This window comes from Paenibacillus thailandensis (genome assembly GCF_042685365.1).
Taxonomy (GTDB): domain Bacteria; phylum Bacillota; class Bacilli; order Paenibacillales; family Paenibacillaceae; genus Paenibacillus_AP; species Paenibacillus_AP thailandensis.
The window spans coordinates 55,029-71,780 of sequence record NZ_JBHUMY010000007.1 but is presented as its reverse complement, the minus strand read 5'-3'; the positions used below and the strand labels follow the sequence as shown (position 1 = coordinate 71,780).

Annotated in this window: 15 protein-coding genes; 11 read left to right on the top strand and 4 right to left on the bottom strand. The window is 56.7% G+C overall.

What is annotated here, in order from left to right; translation table 11 throughout:
• Positions 1-220 precede the first annotated feature (220 nt).
• The gene (locus tag ACFSW5_RS08115) at positions 221-1,201 is read left to right on the top strand and encodes a cation diffusion facilitator family transporter (protein ID WP_379271269.1); all 981 of its coding nucleotides are present in this window, start codon (positions 221-223) and stop codon (positions 1,199-1,201) included.
• 191 nt (positions 1,202-1,392) lie between these two features.
• Positions 1,393-2,367 carry a Gfo/Idh/MocA family protein gene (locus ACFSW5_RS08110; protein WP_379271266.1) on the top strand — a complete coding sequence of 325 codons (975 nt, stop codon included), beginning with the start codon at positions 1,393-1,395 and terminating at the stop codon, positions 2,365-2,367.
• Between the two features lie 78 nt (positions 2,368-2,445).
• Here the strand turns inward: ACFSW5_RS08110 and ACFSW5_RS08105 are convergent, their stop codons facing one another.
• On the bottom strand, positions 2,446-3,651 hold the full coding sequence (locus tag ACFSW5_RS08105; protein ID WP_379271264.1) for a magnesium transporter CorA family protein: 1,206 nt from the start codon (positions 3,649-3,651) through the stop codon (positions 2,446-2,448).
• 370 nt (positions 3,652-4,021) lie between these two features.
• Here ACFSW5_RS08105 and ACFSW5_RS08100 point away from each other — a divergent pair, with 370 nt between their 5' ends.
• From ACFSW5_RS08100 to ACFSW5_RS08090, 3 genes are all read left to right on the top strand, one after another.
• Positions 4,022-4,732, top strand: coding sequence for a response regulator transcription factor (locus ACFSW5_RS08100; RefSeq protein ID WP_379271261.1), 711 nt, complete (start codon positions 4,022-4,024; stop codon positions 4,730-4,732).
• A 3-nt stretch (positions 4,733-4,735) separates the two neighbouring features.
• Positions 4,736-5,773: a sensor histidine kinase gene (locus ACFSW5_RS08095; RefSeq protein WP_379271259.1), complete on the top strand. Its 1,038-nt coding sequence runs from the start codon at positions 4,736-4,738 to the stop codon at positions 5,771-5,773.
• 82 nt (positions 5,774-5,855) lie between these two features.
• Positions 5,856-7,448 carry a hypothetical protein gene (locus ACFSW5_RS08090; RefSeq protein ID WP_379271257.1) on the top strand — a complete coding sequence of 531 codons (1,593 nt, stop codon included), beginning with the start codon at positions 5,856-5,858 and terminating at the stop codon, positions 7,446-7,448.
• Positions 7,449-7,505: 57 nt separating this feature from the next.
• On the opposite strand, the gene ACFSW5_RS08085 is transcribed toward ACFSW5_RS08090, so the two are convergent.
• Positions 7,506-8,738: an NAD(P)/FAD-dependent oxidoreductase gene (locus ACFSW5_RS08085; protein ID WP_379271255.1), complete on the bottom strand. Its 1,233-nt coding sequence runs from the start codon at positions 8,736-8,738 to the stop codon at positions 7,506-7,508.
• A 53-nt stretch (positions 8,739-8,791) separates the two neighbouring features.
• Positions 8,792-9,661: an AraC family transcriptional regulator gene (locus ACFSW5_RS08080; protein ID WP_379271253.1), complete on the bottom strand. Its 870-nt coding sequence runs from the start codon at positions 9,659-9,661 to the stop codon at positions 8,792-8,794.
• A 233-nt stretch (positions 9,662-9,894) separates the two neighbouring features.
• Here ACFSW5_RS08080 and ACFSW5_RS08075 point away from each other — a divergent pair, with 233 nt between their 5' ends.
• The 4 genes from ACFSW5_RS08075 (at position 9,895) to ACFSW5_RS08060 (ending at position 14,719) form a co-directional block, all read left to right on the top strand.
• A complete protein-coding gene (locus tag ACFSW5_RS08075) occupies positions 9,895-11,067 on the top strand; it encodes a galactokinase (protein ID WP_379271250.1) in 1,173 nt (390 codons plus the stop codon).
• Between the two features lie 27 nt (positions 11,068-11,094).
• Complete coding sequence (gene galE / locus ACFSW5_RS08070; RefSeq protein ID WP_379271248.1) at positions 11,095-12,084, top strand: UDP-glucose 4-epimerase GalE; 990 nt, start codon at positions 11,095-11,097, stop codon at positions 12,082-12,084.
• Between the two features lie 42 nt (positions 12,085-12,126).
• Positions 12,127-13,710: a UDP-glucose--hexose-1-phosphate uridylyltransferase gene (locus ACFSW5_RS08065; RefSeq protein WP_379271246.1), complete on the top strand. Its 1,584-nt coding sequence runs from the start codon at positions 12,127-12,129 to the stop codon at positions 13,708-13,710.
• 565 nt (positions 13,711-14,275) lie between these two features.
• Complete coding sequence (locus tag ACFSW5_RS08060; RefSeq protein WP_379271244.1) at positions 14,276-14,719, top strand: hypothetical protein; 444 nt, start codon at positions 14,276-14,278, stop codon at positions 14,717-14,719.
• A gap of 200 nt (positions 14,720-14,919) precedes the next feature.
• Here the strand turns inward: ACFSW5_RS08060 and ACFSW5_RS08055 are convergent, their stop codons facing one another.
• Positions 14,920-15,159 carry a DUF1128 domain-containing protein gene (locus ACFSW5_RS08055; RefSeq protein ID WP_379271242.1) on the bottom strand — a complete coding sequence of 80 codons (240 nt, stop codon included), beginning with the start codon at positions 15,157-15,159 and terminating at the stop codon, positions 14,920-14,922.
• A gap of 161 nt (positions 15,160-15,320) precedes the next feature.
• Here ACFSW5_RS08055 and yyaC point away from each other — a divergent pair, with 161 nt between their 5' ends.
• Together yyaC and ACFSW5_RS08045 are read left to right on the top strand one after the other, a co-directional pair.
• The gene (gene yyaC / locus ACFSW5_RS08050) at positions 15,321-15,857 is read left to right on the top strand and encodes a spore protease YyaC (RefSeq protein WP_379271239.1); all 537 of its coding nucleotides are present in this window, start codon (positions 15,321-15,323) and stop codon (positions 15,855-15,857) included.
• 48 nt (positions 15,858-15,905) lie between these two features.
• Complete coding sequence (locus ACFSW5_RS08045) at positions 15,906-16,745, top strand: alpha/beta fold hydrolase (RefSeq protein WP_379271237.1); 840 nt, start codon at positions 15,906-15,908, stop codon at positions 16,743-16,745.
• The last annotated feature ends 7 nt before the right edge of the window (positions 16,746-16,752 follow it).

Below are 16,752 nucleotides of genomic sequence, written 5' to 3'. Positions count from 1 at the left end.
CGAGATTCGGACGTTTTTTGGGGAAATGCCCATTGACGGGAAGAACGACTCTAGATTATATTAATTATAAATAAATAATGATTTTGAAACGAACTTGTTTCGTTCAAACGGATTGCTGCCACATATGCTGGCAGCTTTCGTGCTATTTAGGGGTTGATTCCGATTCTCATTCACCGTTTACAAGGATGCGCACCCCATTACCTTACGGGAGGATATCGTTATGAGTACAAGAAGCGCAAGAATGTCGAAGCCTTATGATTATCATCACCTGAACCACGTGAAGGAGCAAAGCGCGTCGAAAAAAACGCTCTGGATTACGCTTATATTGACGTTTTTCTTTGCGGTCGTCGAAGTGATCGGCGGTTTGATCTCGCATTCGCTGGCGCTGCTGTCGGACTCCATGCACATGATTTCCGACGTGCTGGCGCTTGGCCTCAGCATGACGGCCATCTATATGGCGTCCCGCTCGCCGAACCGGAAGTATACGTTCGGTTTTCTCCGGTTCGAGGTTATCGCCTCGCTGCTGAACGGCTTGGCGCTTGCCGTTATCGCCGTCGGCATTTTCGTGGAAGGCATCAAGCGGATCGTCGCGCCGCGCGAAGTGGAGCTTGGCTTTATGCTCGTTATTGCCATTATCGGATTTCTGGTCAATCTCACGCTTACGCTTGTGCTTAGCCACGGCATGAAAGAGGAAGACAACTTGAACGTACGGAGCGCGCTGTGGCACTTCTTCGGCGATTTGCTCAGCTCCATCGGGGTTATCGTCTCGGCCGTCGTCATCTATTTTACGGGATGGGTCGTTCTCGATCCGCTGATCAGCATGGTGATCGGAGCCATTATTTTTACCGGCGGGGCCAAAATTATCCGCGAATCGTATCTCATTATTATGGAATCGGTGCCGGAGCAATTCGATCTGGACGAAATTCGGGCCGATATCGCGTCGGTCGAAGGCGTTCAGGACGTTCACGAAATGCACTTGTGGACGATCGCCAGCGGACATTACTCGCTGACGGCGCATGTGTTCGTAAGGGAAGGCATTCAGCCGTATTGCGCGATATTGGCCATTAACGAGCTGCTGAAGGACAAATACGGCATTACGCATTCCACGATCCAGACGGAAAACCTGTTCATCCATCCGCACGGCGAATACGGCCATCAGCTGCGCAGCCGGTTGGACGGCAAAGCTCAGCCGCAAGTATAATGGAGTCGGAGCCGATGCGGCATTGTATCCGGCATCGGATAAGCCCGTTTCATCAAACGGGCTTATCCTCCTGCGCCGGGACAGGGTACGGCTGAAAGATCTTGAAGGGAGCGCGGCAGCCGTTTTCTTATGCGGTTTGTGTAAGCGTTTACCTGCATTTCAAAAACATGATGGAGAGAGGGGCACATCGGATGACGTTACAGATCGGGATTGTCGGCACGGGTTGGTTCGGCCGGATGCATGCGGAGAAATTGGCGGCAACGGAAGGCGTGCGGGTAGCGGCTTTTTGCGGGACCAGCCGGGAGAAAGCGGACGAGGCGGCGATGCCTTACCGCGACGCGAAAGGGTATGCTTCGCTTGCGGATATGCTGGATGACCGCAAGCTGGATGCGGTATACATATGCGTGCCGCCGTTCGCCCACGGGGAGTTGGAGCTTGCGCTGATCGAAAGGGATATTCCGTTTCTGGTGGAGAAGCCGATCGGATTGGATCTGGAGACGACGAAGCGTATCAAGGAAGCGATTGAGCGCAAGGGGCTTATAACCTCGGTAGGCTATCATTTCCGTTATATGGAGAGTACGGATCGGGCAAGAGAGCTGTTGGCTGACCGGACGCCGCTCATGGCGCTTGGCCATTGGATGGGCTCGATGCCGGGCGTCGGCTGGTGGCGCCGTATGGAAGGGTCTGGCGGCCAATTCGTCGAACAAACGACGAATATCGTCGATTTGCTCAGGTTTTTGTTGGGGGAAGCGACCGAAGTGTATGCCGCTTACGGAAACCGCTTCATGGCCGGAGCGGCCGAAGGCGTAACCGTACCGGATATCGGCGCCGTTACGTTGAAGCTTGCCGGCGGGGAGGTGGCGACGATCGCCAATACATGCGCCATTCAAGGCGGACACCGCTCCGGCCTTCATATTTATACGCAGGCCGGCGTTATGGAGCTAAGCCATGGCGGGCTGCTCGACATCGAAGCGAGCCGCAAGACGGAATATGTGAACAAGGACAACCCGTACGACCGGGAAAACGCCGCTTTCCTGCACGCGGTGCGAACGGGAGATCCGTCCGGCATTCGCTCCGATTATGCCGACGCCTGGCAGACGCACCGGATCACGATGGCCGCGAACGAATCGGCCGCGACCGGACTTCCGGTATCGCTCGCTAATTAACGGCGGAGAAGGCGGCAACCGGCAACGGCGGCATGAAGCTCGCGGCAGCGTAAATGCCGCCGACTTCAAACCTCTGCGTTATTTCCGGCGGGAGCGGCTTGGAAGGCCGCTCCCTTCTTCTGCCGCCGCGACTGCCGTCGAGCGGACGGCAAAGGCCTCCTCCGAAGCTCGCGGCATACGATTCTGACTGTTTATTCCCCTTTTGCCGGTTCCGCTTTTTCGAATCGCGCCCTCGCGCCCGTTCCCGGCGGCAAGCCGCTGCTTGCGCGCATGCAGTAAATCGCCGGTCCACCCTTTGCGCCACAGCCAAAAATATATCGCCAGCGTAAAAAAGACGACGATGCCCGTCAACGCCGCAAAGCCCCAAGGCTCCCGCGCCCACGGCAGCAGGCTCATGTTGACTCCCCACAGCGCTCCGGCGACCGTTGCAGGCGTGAACAACGCGGTAAAGATGGTGAGCGTCTTCATGATATCGTTGCCGCGGAAAGTCGAGATCGCGTCGTCCATTGCGATAAGCGTATCCATCTCGTTCGCGTAATGGTCGAGCAGCGTTTCGATCCGGTCCAGCTTCGCCGTTATGCGCTTATACATGTCCGTTTCCGTCAATGCCTCCATGAAGCCTTCCTTGGCCGCGCTATGGATTTCGCGGATCGGAATGAACAGATGGCTCCAATGAAGAAGCTCGTACCTTCGCTCGAAAATAACGTCGATCAGCTTCGTCCGGTTCCGGTAACGCATCGAGTTCTCCAATTCGCCAAGGCGTGTCTCGAAGCCGTCCAGCCCTTCCTGGAACGGCTGAAGAATGACGCCGACGATCGCCAGCAGCGCTTCGGGCGCGGAGCCGCATTCGTTCAGCGGCGTGGCGTTGCCGCCGGCTTGAAGCCGAACGGTTAATCGAAGATCGTGCTGAAGCGTAACCAGCCTGCGCTCCGTCACCCAGAAATGGAACGGCTGCAAATCTTCCTGATCGTCGGATACTTGAAAAATAACCGTTCCGCATAAGCACATGCCGCCGTCGGCCGTACGGGTTACCGTTATTTTGTTAGAAGGATCGCCGTCCGCGGAATCGTCGATCCAATCCGCGAATTCCGGCAGCTTTCGCTTGATTTCGAGCAAGGCAGCCTTCGCCGTTATCTCATCCGAGGCAGGCGGCTCAAGCGGGATTCGCCGTCCGTCTTGCGGGGCGGCGCTTCGCTTTGGCAGCGGGTCTTGTCCGATATATCGGACAGGCTGCAGCAAATGCCACTCCCAGCCTTCCGGAAATTGAAGCATCCGATGAATCATCGTTCTGCCTCCTGTTGATCGTACTTGATTTCTTTTCATCATAACCTGAACGCCAGCGCTTGCACAACCTGCGAGAAGACCCGAAGCCGCCGCTTTTTTCTATGTCCGGGAGCGGAGTTTTTTTGACCCGAAGACGGCTCGAAGGACCCGATGGAAGGAGGCTTGGCATCGCCCGGAGGGCTTCCCCGCCGTTTTCGTTTTTGGTATGGTTAGAGGAAGTGGAAAAGTCCCCCAGATTCGGAATTGGCGAAGACGGTTTCGAGCTGCCGGCGTGCGAAGGATGGTGAAGACCGCCGCTTGCCGATCGAATCCGTATAACGAATCGCATGGGGAAGCCGGGAAACTTTCTCGCGGGGTGGAGGGCGATAATGTGCGGAATGAAGCGATATTAATGGTTGACGATGAAGAAGGCATTCTGATCATGCTTGAGAATCTTCTTCGAAAATCGGGGTACCGCCATATTACAAGGGCTTATTCGGCTGCCGAAGCGCTTATGGCCGTTCGAGCGTCGCGATTCGATATGATCGTGCTGGATGTGATGCTTCCGGATATGGACGGATTCGCCTTGTGCACGGAGCTTCGCAAGACGATTCATACCCCGATCCTGTTTCTTACCGCCCGCTCCAGCGATATGGATAAGCTTCAGGGGTTGATTCTGGGCGGCGACGATTACGTTACCAAACCGTTCAACCCGATGGAAGTCGTCGCACGGATTCAAGCCCATTTGCGACGGAGCGCGCTGTATGCCTCCGGTACATCAAGCGCGGAGGAGAACTATCGGTATTCGGCCTTTACCGTGAACCGGACAACGGGACAGCTCATCGTGGGCGGCGCGGATATTCCATGTCCCGCGAAGGAGCTTGAGCTTCTCCTCTATTTTTGCAAACATCCGAACCGGGTGTTCACCGTCCGGCAATTATACGAGCAAGTATGGGGGACCATGGTGCAAGGGGATGAGAAAACGGTCGTTATCCACATCTCCAGACTTCGAAAAAAACTCGAGGCGGATCCCTCCGATCCCAAACTGATCGTAACGCTGAGAGGAATCGGATACAAATTTGTTCCGCCTGCGGGAGGGTAAGCCATGAAATTGATCCTTCGAATCGCGCTGCAGCTGCTTGCCGCTTTTTTTCTTCTGCTCGTATGCATTCAAGTTATCGTCATCGCGGCAGCCTGGCTGTTTTGGCCGGAATTGCTCATGGCCGGAACGACTACGGGACAATACGAAATTTTCGTAGCGGCCTTGTGCGCCGTGCTTTTTCTTCTGACTTTGCTCTTGATCGGCTGGTATCTGGGCAAGCCGGTTTATTTCATGATGGTATGGATAAGCCGTCTGGCGAACGGGCAATACGATGTTCCCCGGCGTTGGAGCGAGATCCACTCCCGAAGAAGCAAATCGCTAAAATTCCCGTATGCGGTCTACAAGGAATTATTCGAGCATTTACGGACGCTTGCGAGCACGCTTGAAGCGAACGAGAAGGCGCTGCAGCAGGCGGAGCAGACGAAACGGGAATGGATTCGGGGCATCTCCCATGATCTGAAAACGCCCTTAACCTACATATCGGGTTATTCGAACATGCTGATCAGCAAGGAGTATCGGTGGAGCGAAGCCGAACGGGAGGAATTTCTGGCGATCATTCAGCAGAAAGCGGCTCATGTGCAAGAACTGGTCCAGGATCTGAACGAAACGGTTCATGGACAGATCCCTCTGAGAGCCGAGAAGGTCGATATCGTGGAGCTTGTGCGCAGAACGGTGGCGGACGTCGGCAGTGCGCCTTGGGCGAACGGTTATTTGTTCCGGATGGATTCGGAGCTCTCTCAAATACCGGCAGACTGCGATCCGAAGCTTCTGACGCGCGCGATCCGGAACTTGCTCGTTAACGCCGTTGTTCATAATTCGGAAGGCACGACGATTGCGGTTCGCGTATCCCGGCTTCGGGAGGCGGCGGAAATCCGGATCGAAGATAACGGAACGGGATTTAGCGAGACGGCCGAACATTCGGGTCTTGGACTATCCATCGCCAAGCAGCTGATAGAAGCTCACGGAGGGACGTTAACCGTTCACAGCAAGCCGAACGAAGGGACAACGCTGTCGATCGGGCTGCCGGCCCCGCAAAGTTAGGGTGAAGTTTGGCTTCCGTTTACCTCCTGTTTATGTGCGTTTTCTATAATTTCGATAACGACATAACAGGAGGGGATTTTCGATGAGCAAGCAACGCGATTGGTTATTATCGAAAAAATGGGGATATGCGGCGTCGGTCGCGCTCGTCCCTTATGCGATATTGAAGACGCTCTGGGCGAACGGGCTGGCCTTCATGGTATCCGGGAAAGGCATCGAGGAGCTGCATGCTTCGATCCGGGCGAATGCCGATCCGGTCAGCAAATGGCTGTACGCGAACGGAATCGATACGACGGCCGTTCTGGCGCTGATCGCCAGTCTGCTTGCGCTTGCTTTGGTTCGGGAGCGGGGGCGCAAGCTTCCCCGCCGGCTCCTGCTTGCTTCCGCTTTTTTAGGCGGTTCGTTTTTGATCATCATCTGCTTCGCGAACTTCTATAAGCTGTTTGCGGGCGATATTCGTCTGTCCGACGCCGCGGAGTTCGATCCGTTGGTTCTGCCGGTCGTATATGGCGGCTTCTTTGCATGGGGAATTACGATCAGTATGGCTGCTTTGTCTTTCGGAGTCCGAACTAGGGAGCTGCCGGTTCGTTCGTCGCCGGGCCGGTGGAAGCGGTGGCCGGAGTGGGCCCGCCGGGCCGCGCTTGGATGGACGGCGATCTATGGCGCTTTGGGCGTTTATTGGTCGCTTGGGGGCTCGGGATTTCCATTCGGCTTGTCCAACGACCCGCAGGCGCAGTCTTTGCTTTTCAAACATGCGGCCGCCGCGACCGGAGGACCCGTCATCGCCATGCTGTGCATGATTGGCGTGATCGCGCTTTACTTGTTCAAGTTCAGAATGAACGGCGTTGCCCGCACGATTCTGCTCGCGTATGCATGGGCTTTCTCCACAATATTATGCTTTCTGGTGTTGGATGCCCGTCCGCTCATTATTGCGGCATACGCTCCCGTTTCCTTGATCGGCGCGTTATTCGGCCGGCCGGTGCCGTTCTTCGATGCGCTTACTTGGCCCGTAGTCAATCAATTTATTTGCCTTGCGGGCGGACTGCTGTGGGCGGCGGCGGCTTTATCCTTCCAACGCTATACGAGCGGTGCCTGCCTGTATTGCGGCCGCCGAAGCGGCGCGGGCCATTGGATGGCTTCGAGCTCCGGGGTGCGCTGGGGCAGACGGGCGGCCTATTGCGCGATAATCGCCCCCTTATACTACGATATTACCCGCATCGCTTGGCTGCTGGGTTTCCCTCTTGGAATTTCGGACGAAATGCTTCGGGATCTGCAGGAAACGGGGGCGGACGCGATTGGAGCGGGACTCGCGCTGGTATCGATTGGCGGAGCCTTTCTTACGCGCGGTTTGATCAAGCCTTGGGGCGAAACGTTCCCCCGCCGGTTTCCTTTGCTGGCCGGGAAGCGCGTTCCTCCCGCTATGGCTATCGTTCCTGCCGGTCTTGTTTCGATTCTGCTTATCGTTACCGGCATTCAGGTGTTCGCCGGATTTTGGGCGATCGGAGATTTTCGCAATTGGGGAGCAACGACGCCTCTCCTGCTCATGCCGGTTTGGGGCGTCGCACTGGGGATCGCAACGGTATTTTATTACTGCCGAAGGCAAGGGAAATGCGAGCGTTGCGGCTTTCTACCGGCGTCCGGCATAGCCGCGACAAGCGGGGATGCTTCTGCTTTGTAAAAGACATCCCCGCGTTATCTTTTGACCCATGATCCCGACAGCCCAACATTTCCTCGCTCAAACGTCGGCCAATGCGGCCCGTTCGAACCCGACGATCCGGGCAATCGGATTGTCGTAGCCAAGGATCAGGTCGCGCAGCAGATGCGCGCCCAGGATGCTGTAAACCGAACCGTTGCCGCCGTAACCGAGACAGTAATAAATCCGTTTGCGCAGCGGATCTTCGCCGATAAAAGGAAGATTGTCGCGCGATTCGCCGAACGTGCCGCACCACTCGTAAGCTAGCGGCGCGTCCAGCGCCGGAAAAAACGTCCGAATAAGCCCGTGTAGCTTCTCCGTCCGCCGGCGGCGGGCCAAGTTCCCCTGCACGGGTTGCGGCTCCTCTTCGTCCAGCCCGCCGATCAGCACTCTGTCGTCGGGCGTCGTGCGCAAGTACAAGTAGGGACGGGCCGTCTCCCAGAGCAGAAATCGCTCATGCCAGGCAGACAAGTCCTTTTGCGGCTCGGTGACCGCCACGAAAGTCCGGTTCAGGTTGGCCTTCAGCAGTTTGCCCCGCAGCTGCTCCGGCTCATAGCCGACAGCAATCACGATATTGCGGGCTTTGATCTCGAAGCCGTTATCCGTGCGGATCGTATAGCCTCCTCCGGCGTCTATCGTGCAGGAGACCATCTTCGTCTGCTCGTGAATGACAAGGCCCGCCTCCGTGCCGGCTTGCGCAATGCCGTGGATGAACCGGTACGGGTTAATTTCCGCGTCTCCGTGCGTCACGATCGCCTTAGGCTTTACGAACGGAAAACGCTTCGCGATGTCGCCCGCGTCCCATAGCTCCGCATCGAACCCGTATCGCCGAAGCGCGTCCCATTCCCGGGTCAGCTTCGGAACGTCCTGCTCGCTGCTGGCGTAATACAGGCTGCTGCGGCGCTTAAAGCTTGCGTCAACCGGCAAAGCTTGGACCATATGGACGAGCTGTTCGATCGCCTCCTTGCAAGCGCGGTAGAAGGCGACGGCGGCGCTTTCGCCGATTTGGCCGATCAGATCGGACAGCATGATGTCGTTCGAGAATTGAAGCAAGCCCGTATTGGCGGAGGTGCTGCCTCCCGTAATTTTTCCTTGCTCGAGAAGTATGGCGGGCATTCCGCTTTTGGCCAGCACATAACCGCATACGACACCGGACATCCCGCCCCCGATAATGACCGTCTCCGCCTTGCCGTCGGCACGGAGCGGAGGGTAAGAAGGGACGTCCGTAAGCGTCGCCGGCCAGTATAACGATCCGCTGTGCAGTTCCTTTGTCATCCTCTATCACTCCCGCGCGTTAGTATGTCCAATTGCAATCGGACCAACGCTGCTTATTCGCCGCGAAGGCCGCGGATCGTTTTTCGGTAAGCGGTAGGCGACTGATCGTAGAACCGGCGGAATTGCTTGGAGAAATAAAGCGCATCCTGCAGCCCGACCGAAGCCGCGATTTGCTCGATCGTCAGATCGGGCCGCTCGCGAAGCATTTGCCTCCCTTTGTCGATGCGCAGCTTCAGCAGGAACGTAACCGGCGTTTCGCCGGTCTTCTGCTTGAACAGGCGGGACAAGTAAGCCCGGTTATAGCCAAGGGATTCGGCCATCTGCTCGATCGACAGCGGCTGGGCGTATTGGGTGGACATATAATGCACCATTTGCCGGAACAGCTTCTCGCCTTCCCCTTCGGCGGTGCGGAGCATTCCGCCTTGCCGGCGGTCGCGGGCGGAGCCGTATTCGGCGAACAGCAAATACAAGTAGCCGGCCGCCTTCAAGTGCGGCGAGGCTCCGCCTTCGCGGAGCGAGCGGAAGATGCTGCCGTACAGCACTTCCGTCCGTTTGGTCCCGCCCGTGTCGGCCGTAGGACTCCGGTAGGAGAAACCGCCTTCGGCGGCAAGCGCCGCGGCGCCCTTTCCGTCGAAGGCGACCCACCGGTACCGCCACGGCTCGGTTTCGTCCGATTCGTAGCTGACAAGCCTTTCGGGCTCGATCAGGAACGATTCGCCCGAGCCGAGCTCGTACCGGCATCCTTCGCATACAAACACGCCTTTGCCGGACAATACGTAATGCATGAGATAAAAATCGTAAACTTTCGGTCCCCGCCGATGTCCCGGCTTCGTCTGGCTTTCGCCGGCGAACAAGACGTTGACCGGCCCGTTATGCTCGATAACGGGATTGGAGGCGACGGTATACGTTTCTTTTAACGCCATATTTTACACCTGCTTTACAAACGATTGAAAGGATACCGCTTAAACGGGATGGCGGTGGCGGTCAAAGCCGGTTCCATCCTTCCTACAGCTTTCCCGTAATCGCGAATGAAGTCACATTAATCCATATGATGAGCATTTTCGGCCATTTCGTTTTAAAGCCGGTTCGTTTATACTGAAGCTGCAAAAATAAACAGACTTCGATCCTATTCTACGACAAAGGAACGTGATGGCAAATGGCAAATATCCAAGAGCTGACCGGACGATTTATACAGCAATACGGCGGAGACGCGAACGGTATTAAAGTGTTCCACGCTCCGGGCCGCGTCAATCTGATCGGCGAGCATACCGATTATAACGGCGGCTACGTGTTTCCGGCGGCGCTGACGTTCGGAACGACGCTGCTCATCCGCCCGCGCGCGGACAAGAAGCTTGTGCTGGCGACGACGAATTTTCCGGCTACCGGCGAGTTCGATATCCATAATATCGTTTATGACGAAGCCGACGATTGGATGAACTATCCGAAAGGCGTCGCGAAAGAAATCCAGGCAGGCGGCGTAACGTTCGGAAGCGGCTACGAGCTGCTGTTCCACGGCGAAATTCCGAACGGGTCGGGACTTTCGTCCTCCGCTTCGATCGAAGTGGTGACCGCGTTCGCCCTGCTGACGATGGAAGGGCAGAAGACGGACAAGGTCGAGATCGCGCTGCTGTCGCAGCGGGTAGAGAACGGCTTCGTAGGCGTCAACAGCGGCATCATGGACCAATTCGCCGTCGCCAACGGCAAGAAGGACCATGCCATTCTGCTCATGTGCGACACGCTCGAATACGATCTCGTTCCGTTCAAGCCGGGCGATTACAAGCTGGTGATCGGCAATACGAAAAAACGCCGGGGCCTGGTCGATTCCGCGTACAACGAGCGCCGCAGCCAATGCGATCGGGCGGTTGAAGAGCTGAAGGCCGCACTGCCGGACATTACGCTGCTCGGACAGGTTAGCGTGGAGCAATTCAACGCAAACAAGCATCTGATCAAGGACGAAACCGTACGCAATCGCGCACAGCATGTCATTGAAGAGATCGATCGAGTGCTGCAGTCGATGGACGCTCTGAAACAAAACGATCTCGTCCGCTTCGGCCAGCTGATGAACGCTTCGCATGATTCGCTGCGCGATTTGTACGAAGTAACGGGCAAAGAGCTTGACGCGATGGTGGACGCGGCCCGCAAGGTGCCGGGTGTGCTCGGCTCCCGCATGACCGGTGCAGGCTTCGGCGGCTGCACGGTATCGCTGGTCCACGAGGACAGCGTCGAGCGGTTTATCGCGCAGGTCGGCAAAGAATATTCGGAAGCGACAGGCCTTACGGGCGAGTTCTACGTCTGCAGCATCGGCAACGGCGTCGAGCAGCTGGTTTAATTCGAAGATGAGAGGGGAAATGAAATCATGGCGGTATTGGTAACGGGCGGAGCGGGTTATATCGGTTCTCATACGGTGGCGGCGCTGCTGGAGCGCGGCGAAGACATCGTCGTCGTGGATAATTTGCAGCAGGGGCACCGGAACGCGGTGCTCGGCGGCAAGCTGTATGTCGGCGATTTGCGCGACGCGGCTTTCATGGACACGGTCTTCAAGGAAAACAGCATCGACGCGGTCATCCATTTCGCGGCCAACTCGCTGGTCGGCGAAAGCATGAAGGACCCGGGCAAATATTACCACAACAACGTTTACGGCACGTTGTGCCTGCTGGAGAAAATGGTCGAGCACAATGTGAAAAAGATCGTGTTCTCGTCCACGGCGGCTACGTACGGCGAGCCGGAGAACGTGCCGATCGACGAGTTTGACCGCACTTCTCCGACGAACGCTTACGGCGAAACGAAGCTGGCGATGGAAAAAATGATGAAATGGTTCGACACGGCTCACGGCCTCAACTATGTGTCGCTGCGCTATTTCAACGCGGCCGGCGCCCACGAAAGCGGCCGGATCGGCGAAGACCACAGTCCGGAAACGCACCTCATTCCGATCGTGCTGCAAGCGGCACTCGGTCAGCGCCCGCATATTTCGGTGTTCGGCGACGACTATGCGACGCCGGACGGCACCTGCATCCGGGACTACATCCATGTCAGCGACCTGGCTGACGCGCATGTGCTTGCCGTGGACCGGCTTCGCCGCGGCGAAGACAGCGCCGTATACAATCTGGGCAACGGTCAAGGCTTCTCGGTGAAGGAAGTGATCGACATCGCCCGCGCCGTTACCGAACGCGAAATTCCGATGGTGGTCGAAGCGCGCCGCGCCGGCGATCCGGCCGTGCTGGTCGCTTCCTCGGAACGGGCTCGCAAGGAGCTTGGCTGGAATCCGAAACGGAACAAGCTGGAGGATATTATCCGCAGCGCATGGAACTGGCATAGCGTCAACCCGCAAGGCTACAACGACAAATAACGGAAAAGGCTTTCCGCGGGATTGAAAGGAGCATACGACCTCATGACTGAACTTAAGCACGGAGCGGACTCGACGCAAGCTTTGCTTGCGATCGAGCGGCTCGTTCAATTCGCCTTCCAGCGCGGCCTGATCGGACAGCTGGATAGAAGCGCCGCCCGCAACGGCTTGCTTGACCTGTTCGGCTTCAAAGAACCGTACGAAGGAAGCGTGCCGGAGGAGAAGCTGGACAGCGCGGTGCCTCTTCTGGAGCCGCTTCTCGATTACGGCTTTGCGATCGGCCTGATTCCGGACAATACGGCGACGTACCGCGATTTGCTGGACGCCCGCATTATGGGGCTGCTGATGCCCCGTCCGTCCGAGACGGCGGCCGCTTTCGCCCGCACGGCCGAAAGCGAAGGCGTCCGGAAGGCGACCGATGCGTTCTACAGGCTCAACATCGATTCGCATTATATCCAGATGGACCGCATCGGCAAAAACCAATATTGGCTGAAGGAAACGGAATACGGCAGCCTGGAAATCACGGTCAATCTGTCCAAGCCGGAAAAAGACCCGAAGGAAATCGCCCTTCTCAAAACGCTGCCGACGGCCAACTATCCGAAATGCTTGCTGTGCGCGGAGAACGTCGGTTATGCCGGCCATCCGAACCATCCGGCGCGGCAGAACCTGAGAATACTGCCGCTGACGCTGCAAGGCGAGCCGTGGTATTTCCAATATTCGCCTTACGTGTATTACAACGAGCACAGCATCGTGTTCAAAGGCGCGCACGAGCCGATGGCGATTACGCACAAGTCGTTTGCCCGCCTGCTTGATTTCATCGAGCAGTTTCCGCATTATTTTATCGGCTCGAACGCGGATTTGCCTATCGTCGGCGGCTCGATCCTGTCGCACGACCATTTCCAGGGCGGACGCCATACGTTTCCGATGGAGACCGCGCCGGTGGAAGCGAGCTTTACCGATCCGCAGCAGCCGGGCGTCCGGTTCGGCATCGTGCGCTGGCCGATGTCGGTCGTGCGCGTGAACGGCGCTTCGAAGGAGGCCGTCCATCGTGCGGCGTGCCGCTTGCTCGACGAGTGGCGCGCATACAGCGACGCGGAGGCGGAAGTGCACGCCTTCACCGATAACGGCGACGGAACGCGCACGCCGCACAACACGATTACGCCGATCGCAAGGCTGCGCGACGGGGAATACGAGCTCGACCTGGTGCTCCGGAACAACCGGACAAGCGAAGAGCATCCGGACGGTATTTTCCACCCGCACCAAAACTTGCATCATATTAAAAAGGAAAATATCGGCCTTATCGAAGTGATGGGACTTGCGGTATTGCCCGGCCGGCTGAAAAACGAGCTGGAGCAAATCGCTGCCTATCTGAACGGCGAAACGGCGTATGACGCGGCTTCGCTGCAGCAAAGCTCGCATCCGCTGCACAAGCATGCGGAATGGATCGGATCGCTTGTCGCCGCTTACGGCACCGGGAATGCCCCGGACGAAGCGCTTCGGATCGTCCGTGAGGAGACGGGAAGCAAGTTTCTCGACGTGCTGAAGGACGCCGGCGTTTACAAACGTTCGCCGGAAGGGGCGCAAGCGTTCCGCCGTTTCCTGATCTCGATCGGCCTGCAGGAAAACTAAATCATGCATGTACCGCTTCGTTCGACGGGACGAAGCGGTTTTTTATTCATAATTCGGTTTGGCGATTAACCAACCTGTTGCTTTCGAAGCGAGTTTGCCAAGCCAACTTTTTAACCGGCTTCGACTTCGATTAAGTTTTTCTAAGAATTATTAGTTTTTTTGTTTTGATCATATTTTCCACGTGATTCAAAAGTAGAGCTTTGTCCGCAAGGACAATGCGGGAGTTAGCGCATCCCGATTGTCGAAGAAGGCCGCGCTGCAGCTGCGCCTCTTCGGGGAGTCCAGAGGGGCGAGCCGCTTGGAGCCCTCCGCTGGAGGGGATTGGGTAGGTAAAAAGGCTAATTCTGATTAAATAAACATAAAAATTATTTGTAAACAGTAAAATTTTATGGTATTTTTTTAAATATAAGAATTTATATATTGATTCTTATCAGTCTTAACGTTATCGCCGGAACGGAATAACCCTCGGCCCTCGCGAATGACGGCCCAACCGTGTCGAACGGCGAAAAAAATGTAAGCGCGTGCGTATCCTTATAATGCTTTTACGAAAATCGGAGGGATCAAGGTGTCCGAGAAAATTTTGCCGCTAGACGAATTTTTGCAGCTGACTTCTGACGAGCAAGTCGAAAAGCTGAAACGCTGGAAAATGGATTATACGCTTAAAGATATTCGCGAAGCCTGGAACTTCAAGCATTCCGCCCAATATTACATGCTGTTGAAGAAGCTTCGGATCTACGAACGGGTCGTCAACAAGTCGGATAAATTTTATCCGTCCGCCGATGCCCTCAATCAAGCGAGCGCAGGACGCGATCAAGGGTGGATCCGCCCATACGGGCAGGAGCAGCTGCCGTCCGACCGTTTCAGCTACCAGCTGAACACGACGCTAAGCGGTCCCGAGCTGGCCGACAGGCTGGAGAGACTGGCGCAGTTTCTGAACGGGGAAACCAAGAACCTCACGATCCGCTTGTCGATCGAGCCTGCTCCGCAAACCGAGGAAGAATCGGAATAATAACGCGCCATTAGCGGCTTCACGGCCGCCGCGCGCAAAACAAATAACGGCTTTGGCCGTCCTTTCCCGGGACGCCGAAGCCGTTTTGTTTTTCGATAGGGGCAACCGGGACGTTCTCATCGTTTCGGTTGGTCATGTCGAATAATCATGATAATTGAAAAATTATGTTTTTAACTGTAATTATTTGTTACGACAACATTTTATCCTCTAAGCTTTCCAAGCTCGGAAACAAGCGCTTCGACTTCGCTAATGCTGAAATTGTTCTTGGATACGACCACATCGTACAGATCTTTAATGTCCTCGTAATACGAAAGCTTGAAGTGGGAGGCTTGCATCGCTGCCGCGGAAGCCATTTTCAGCTTTGTTTTGATCGTTTCGATCATGTATTCGATATTTTGCTCGGTCGGCTGATCGAGGTTTACCATCTGCTTATCCTCCATTCCATAGTGGCGTGCCTCCAACGCTTAAATTCGAGGCCTTGAGAGTATGCGCCCGCCGATCGCGACAGGCCCGGTTCCCGACATTGTACCATGAATCCGGTGCAAGCTCCACAAATTGAACCGCGGCGCCAAATCCGATACAATGAGAGAAAACTTAAGGCATGGGGAAAAAAATTGTGCAAAGCGAAACGAAAACAGACCGTCACGGCTTAATCCCGTTCTTTCGGCAAATCGCTGCGGACCATCCCGATCCCGACAGCATCTTGTTCTTATGTATCGGTACCGATCGCTCGACGGGGGATGCCTACGGCCCGCTTGTCGGAACGATGCTGCAGAGACAAGGCTGGAGCGTGCTCGGTACGCTGGAGCATCCTTGCGACGCAGACACGCTGCGGGATGCTCTGCGCGAGGCCGAACGTTATTCCGTCGTGATCGCCGTCGATGCCTGCCTCGGGAAGCCCGGATCGGCCGGGATGTACCGCTGCAGGCGCGGACCGCTGAGACCGGGGGAAGCGACAAGCGCCGGACTGCCGCCGATCGGCCATTACAGCGTAGCCGGCATCGTCGGGGAGAACGGACCGAAGCCTTACTGGATTTTGCAAACCGCGTCTCTGCATCGGGTCATCCAGATGGCCGAGCATACGGCGGAGGCGGTTGAAGCCGCATGGCATTCCGCAAGCATAGCCGATTACGCATAGATTACGCATAATAGAATACGTCTTCCGAATAAGGAGAGATTGAACAAGATGAGCGCGATTTCGCTTTCGAACCGAAGCATGACGTTAAATAACGGCGTTACGATAGCTTATTACGATTCGGAACCCGAGCCTCAGCCGGGGGTTCGGAAGCCGGTCGCCGTGCTGCTGCACGGTTATTGCGGCAGCTCGGCTTATTGGGAGCGCGTCGTACCGCTCCTTGCCGGCGGCATCCGGATCATTGCGCCGGACCTGAGAGGACACGGCCTCTCCGGGACGGCCGAAGAGGAAGGCGGCACAATTGAAATGTATGCGCAAGATGCCGCGGAGATGATTGAACGGCTCGATATCGGCAAAGCTTATTTGCTTGGCCATTCCCTCGGGGGGTATATCGCGCTGGCCGTTGCCGAGCTTTACGCCGGGAAGCTCGCCGGCTTCGGCCTCATCCATTCCACGCCGCTGCCGGACAGCGAAGAAGCGAAGGCCGGACGCGACAAGGCGGTAGCGACGATTCGCGGGCAGGGCGTGTCCGCTTTCGTCGAAGGCCTTGTGCCGAAACTGTTCGCGCCGTCGGTCCGTTCGGAGAGGGCGGACGATCTTGAGCGGGCGCTTGCAATCGGCCGCGGCACAAGCGGTCTTGGCGCCGTTCAAGCGGCCATCGCCATGCGAAGCCGGCCGGACCGCACCGGCACGCTGACGCGGTTGGACATGCCGGTATTGCTCGTTGCGGGGAAGCAGGACGGCGTCGTACCGCCGGAAAAAACGTTTATGAGCGAAGGGCCGGGCGTCACGCCGGTGATGCTTGATAATGCCGGCCATATGGGCATGTACGAGGAGCCGGACAAGCTGGCGGAAGCTGTGCTGTCTTTTGCCGGCGCGAAGAAGGATTAGCGGGAGG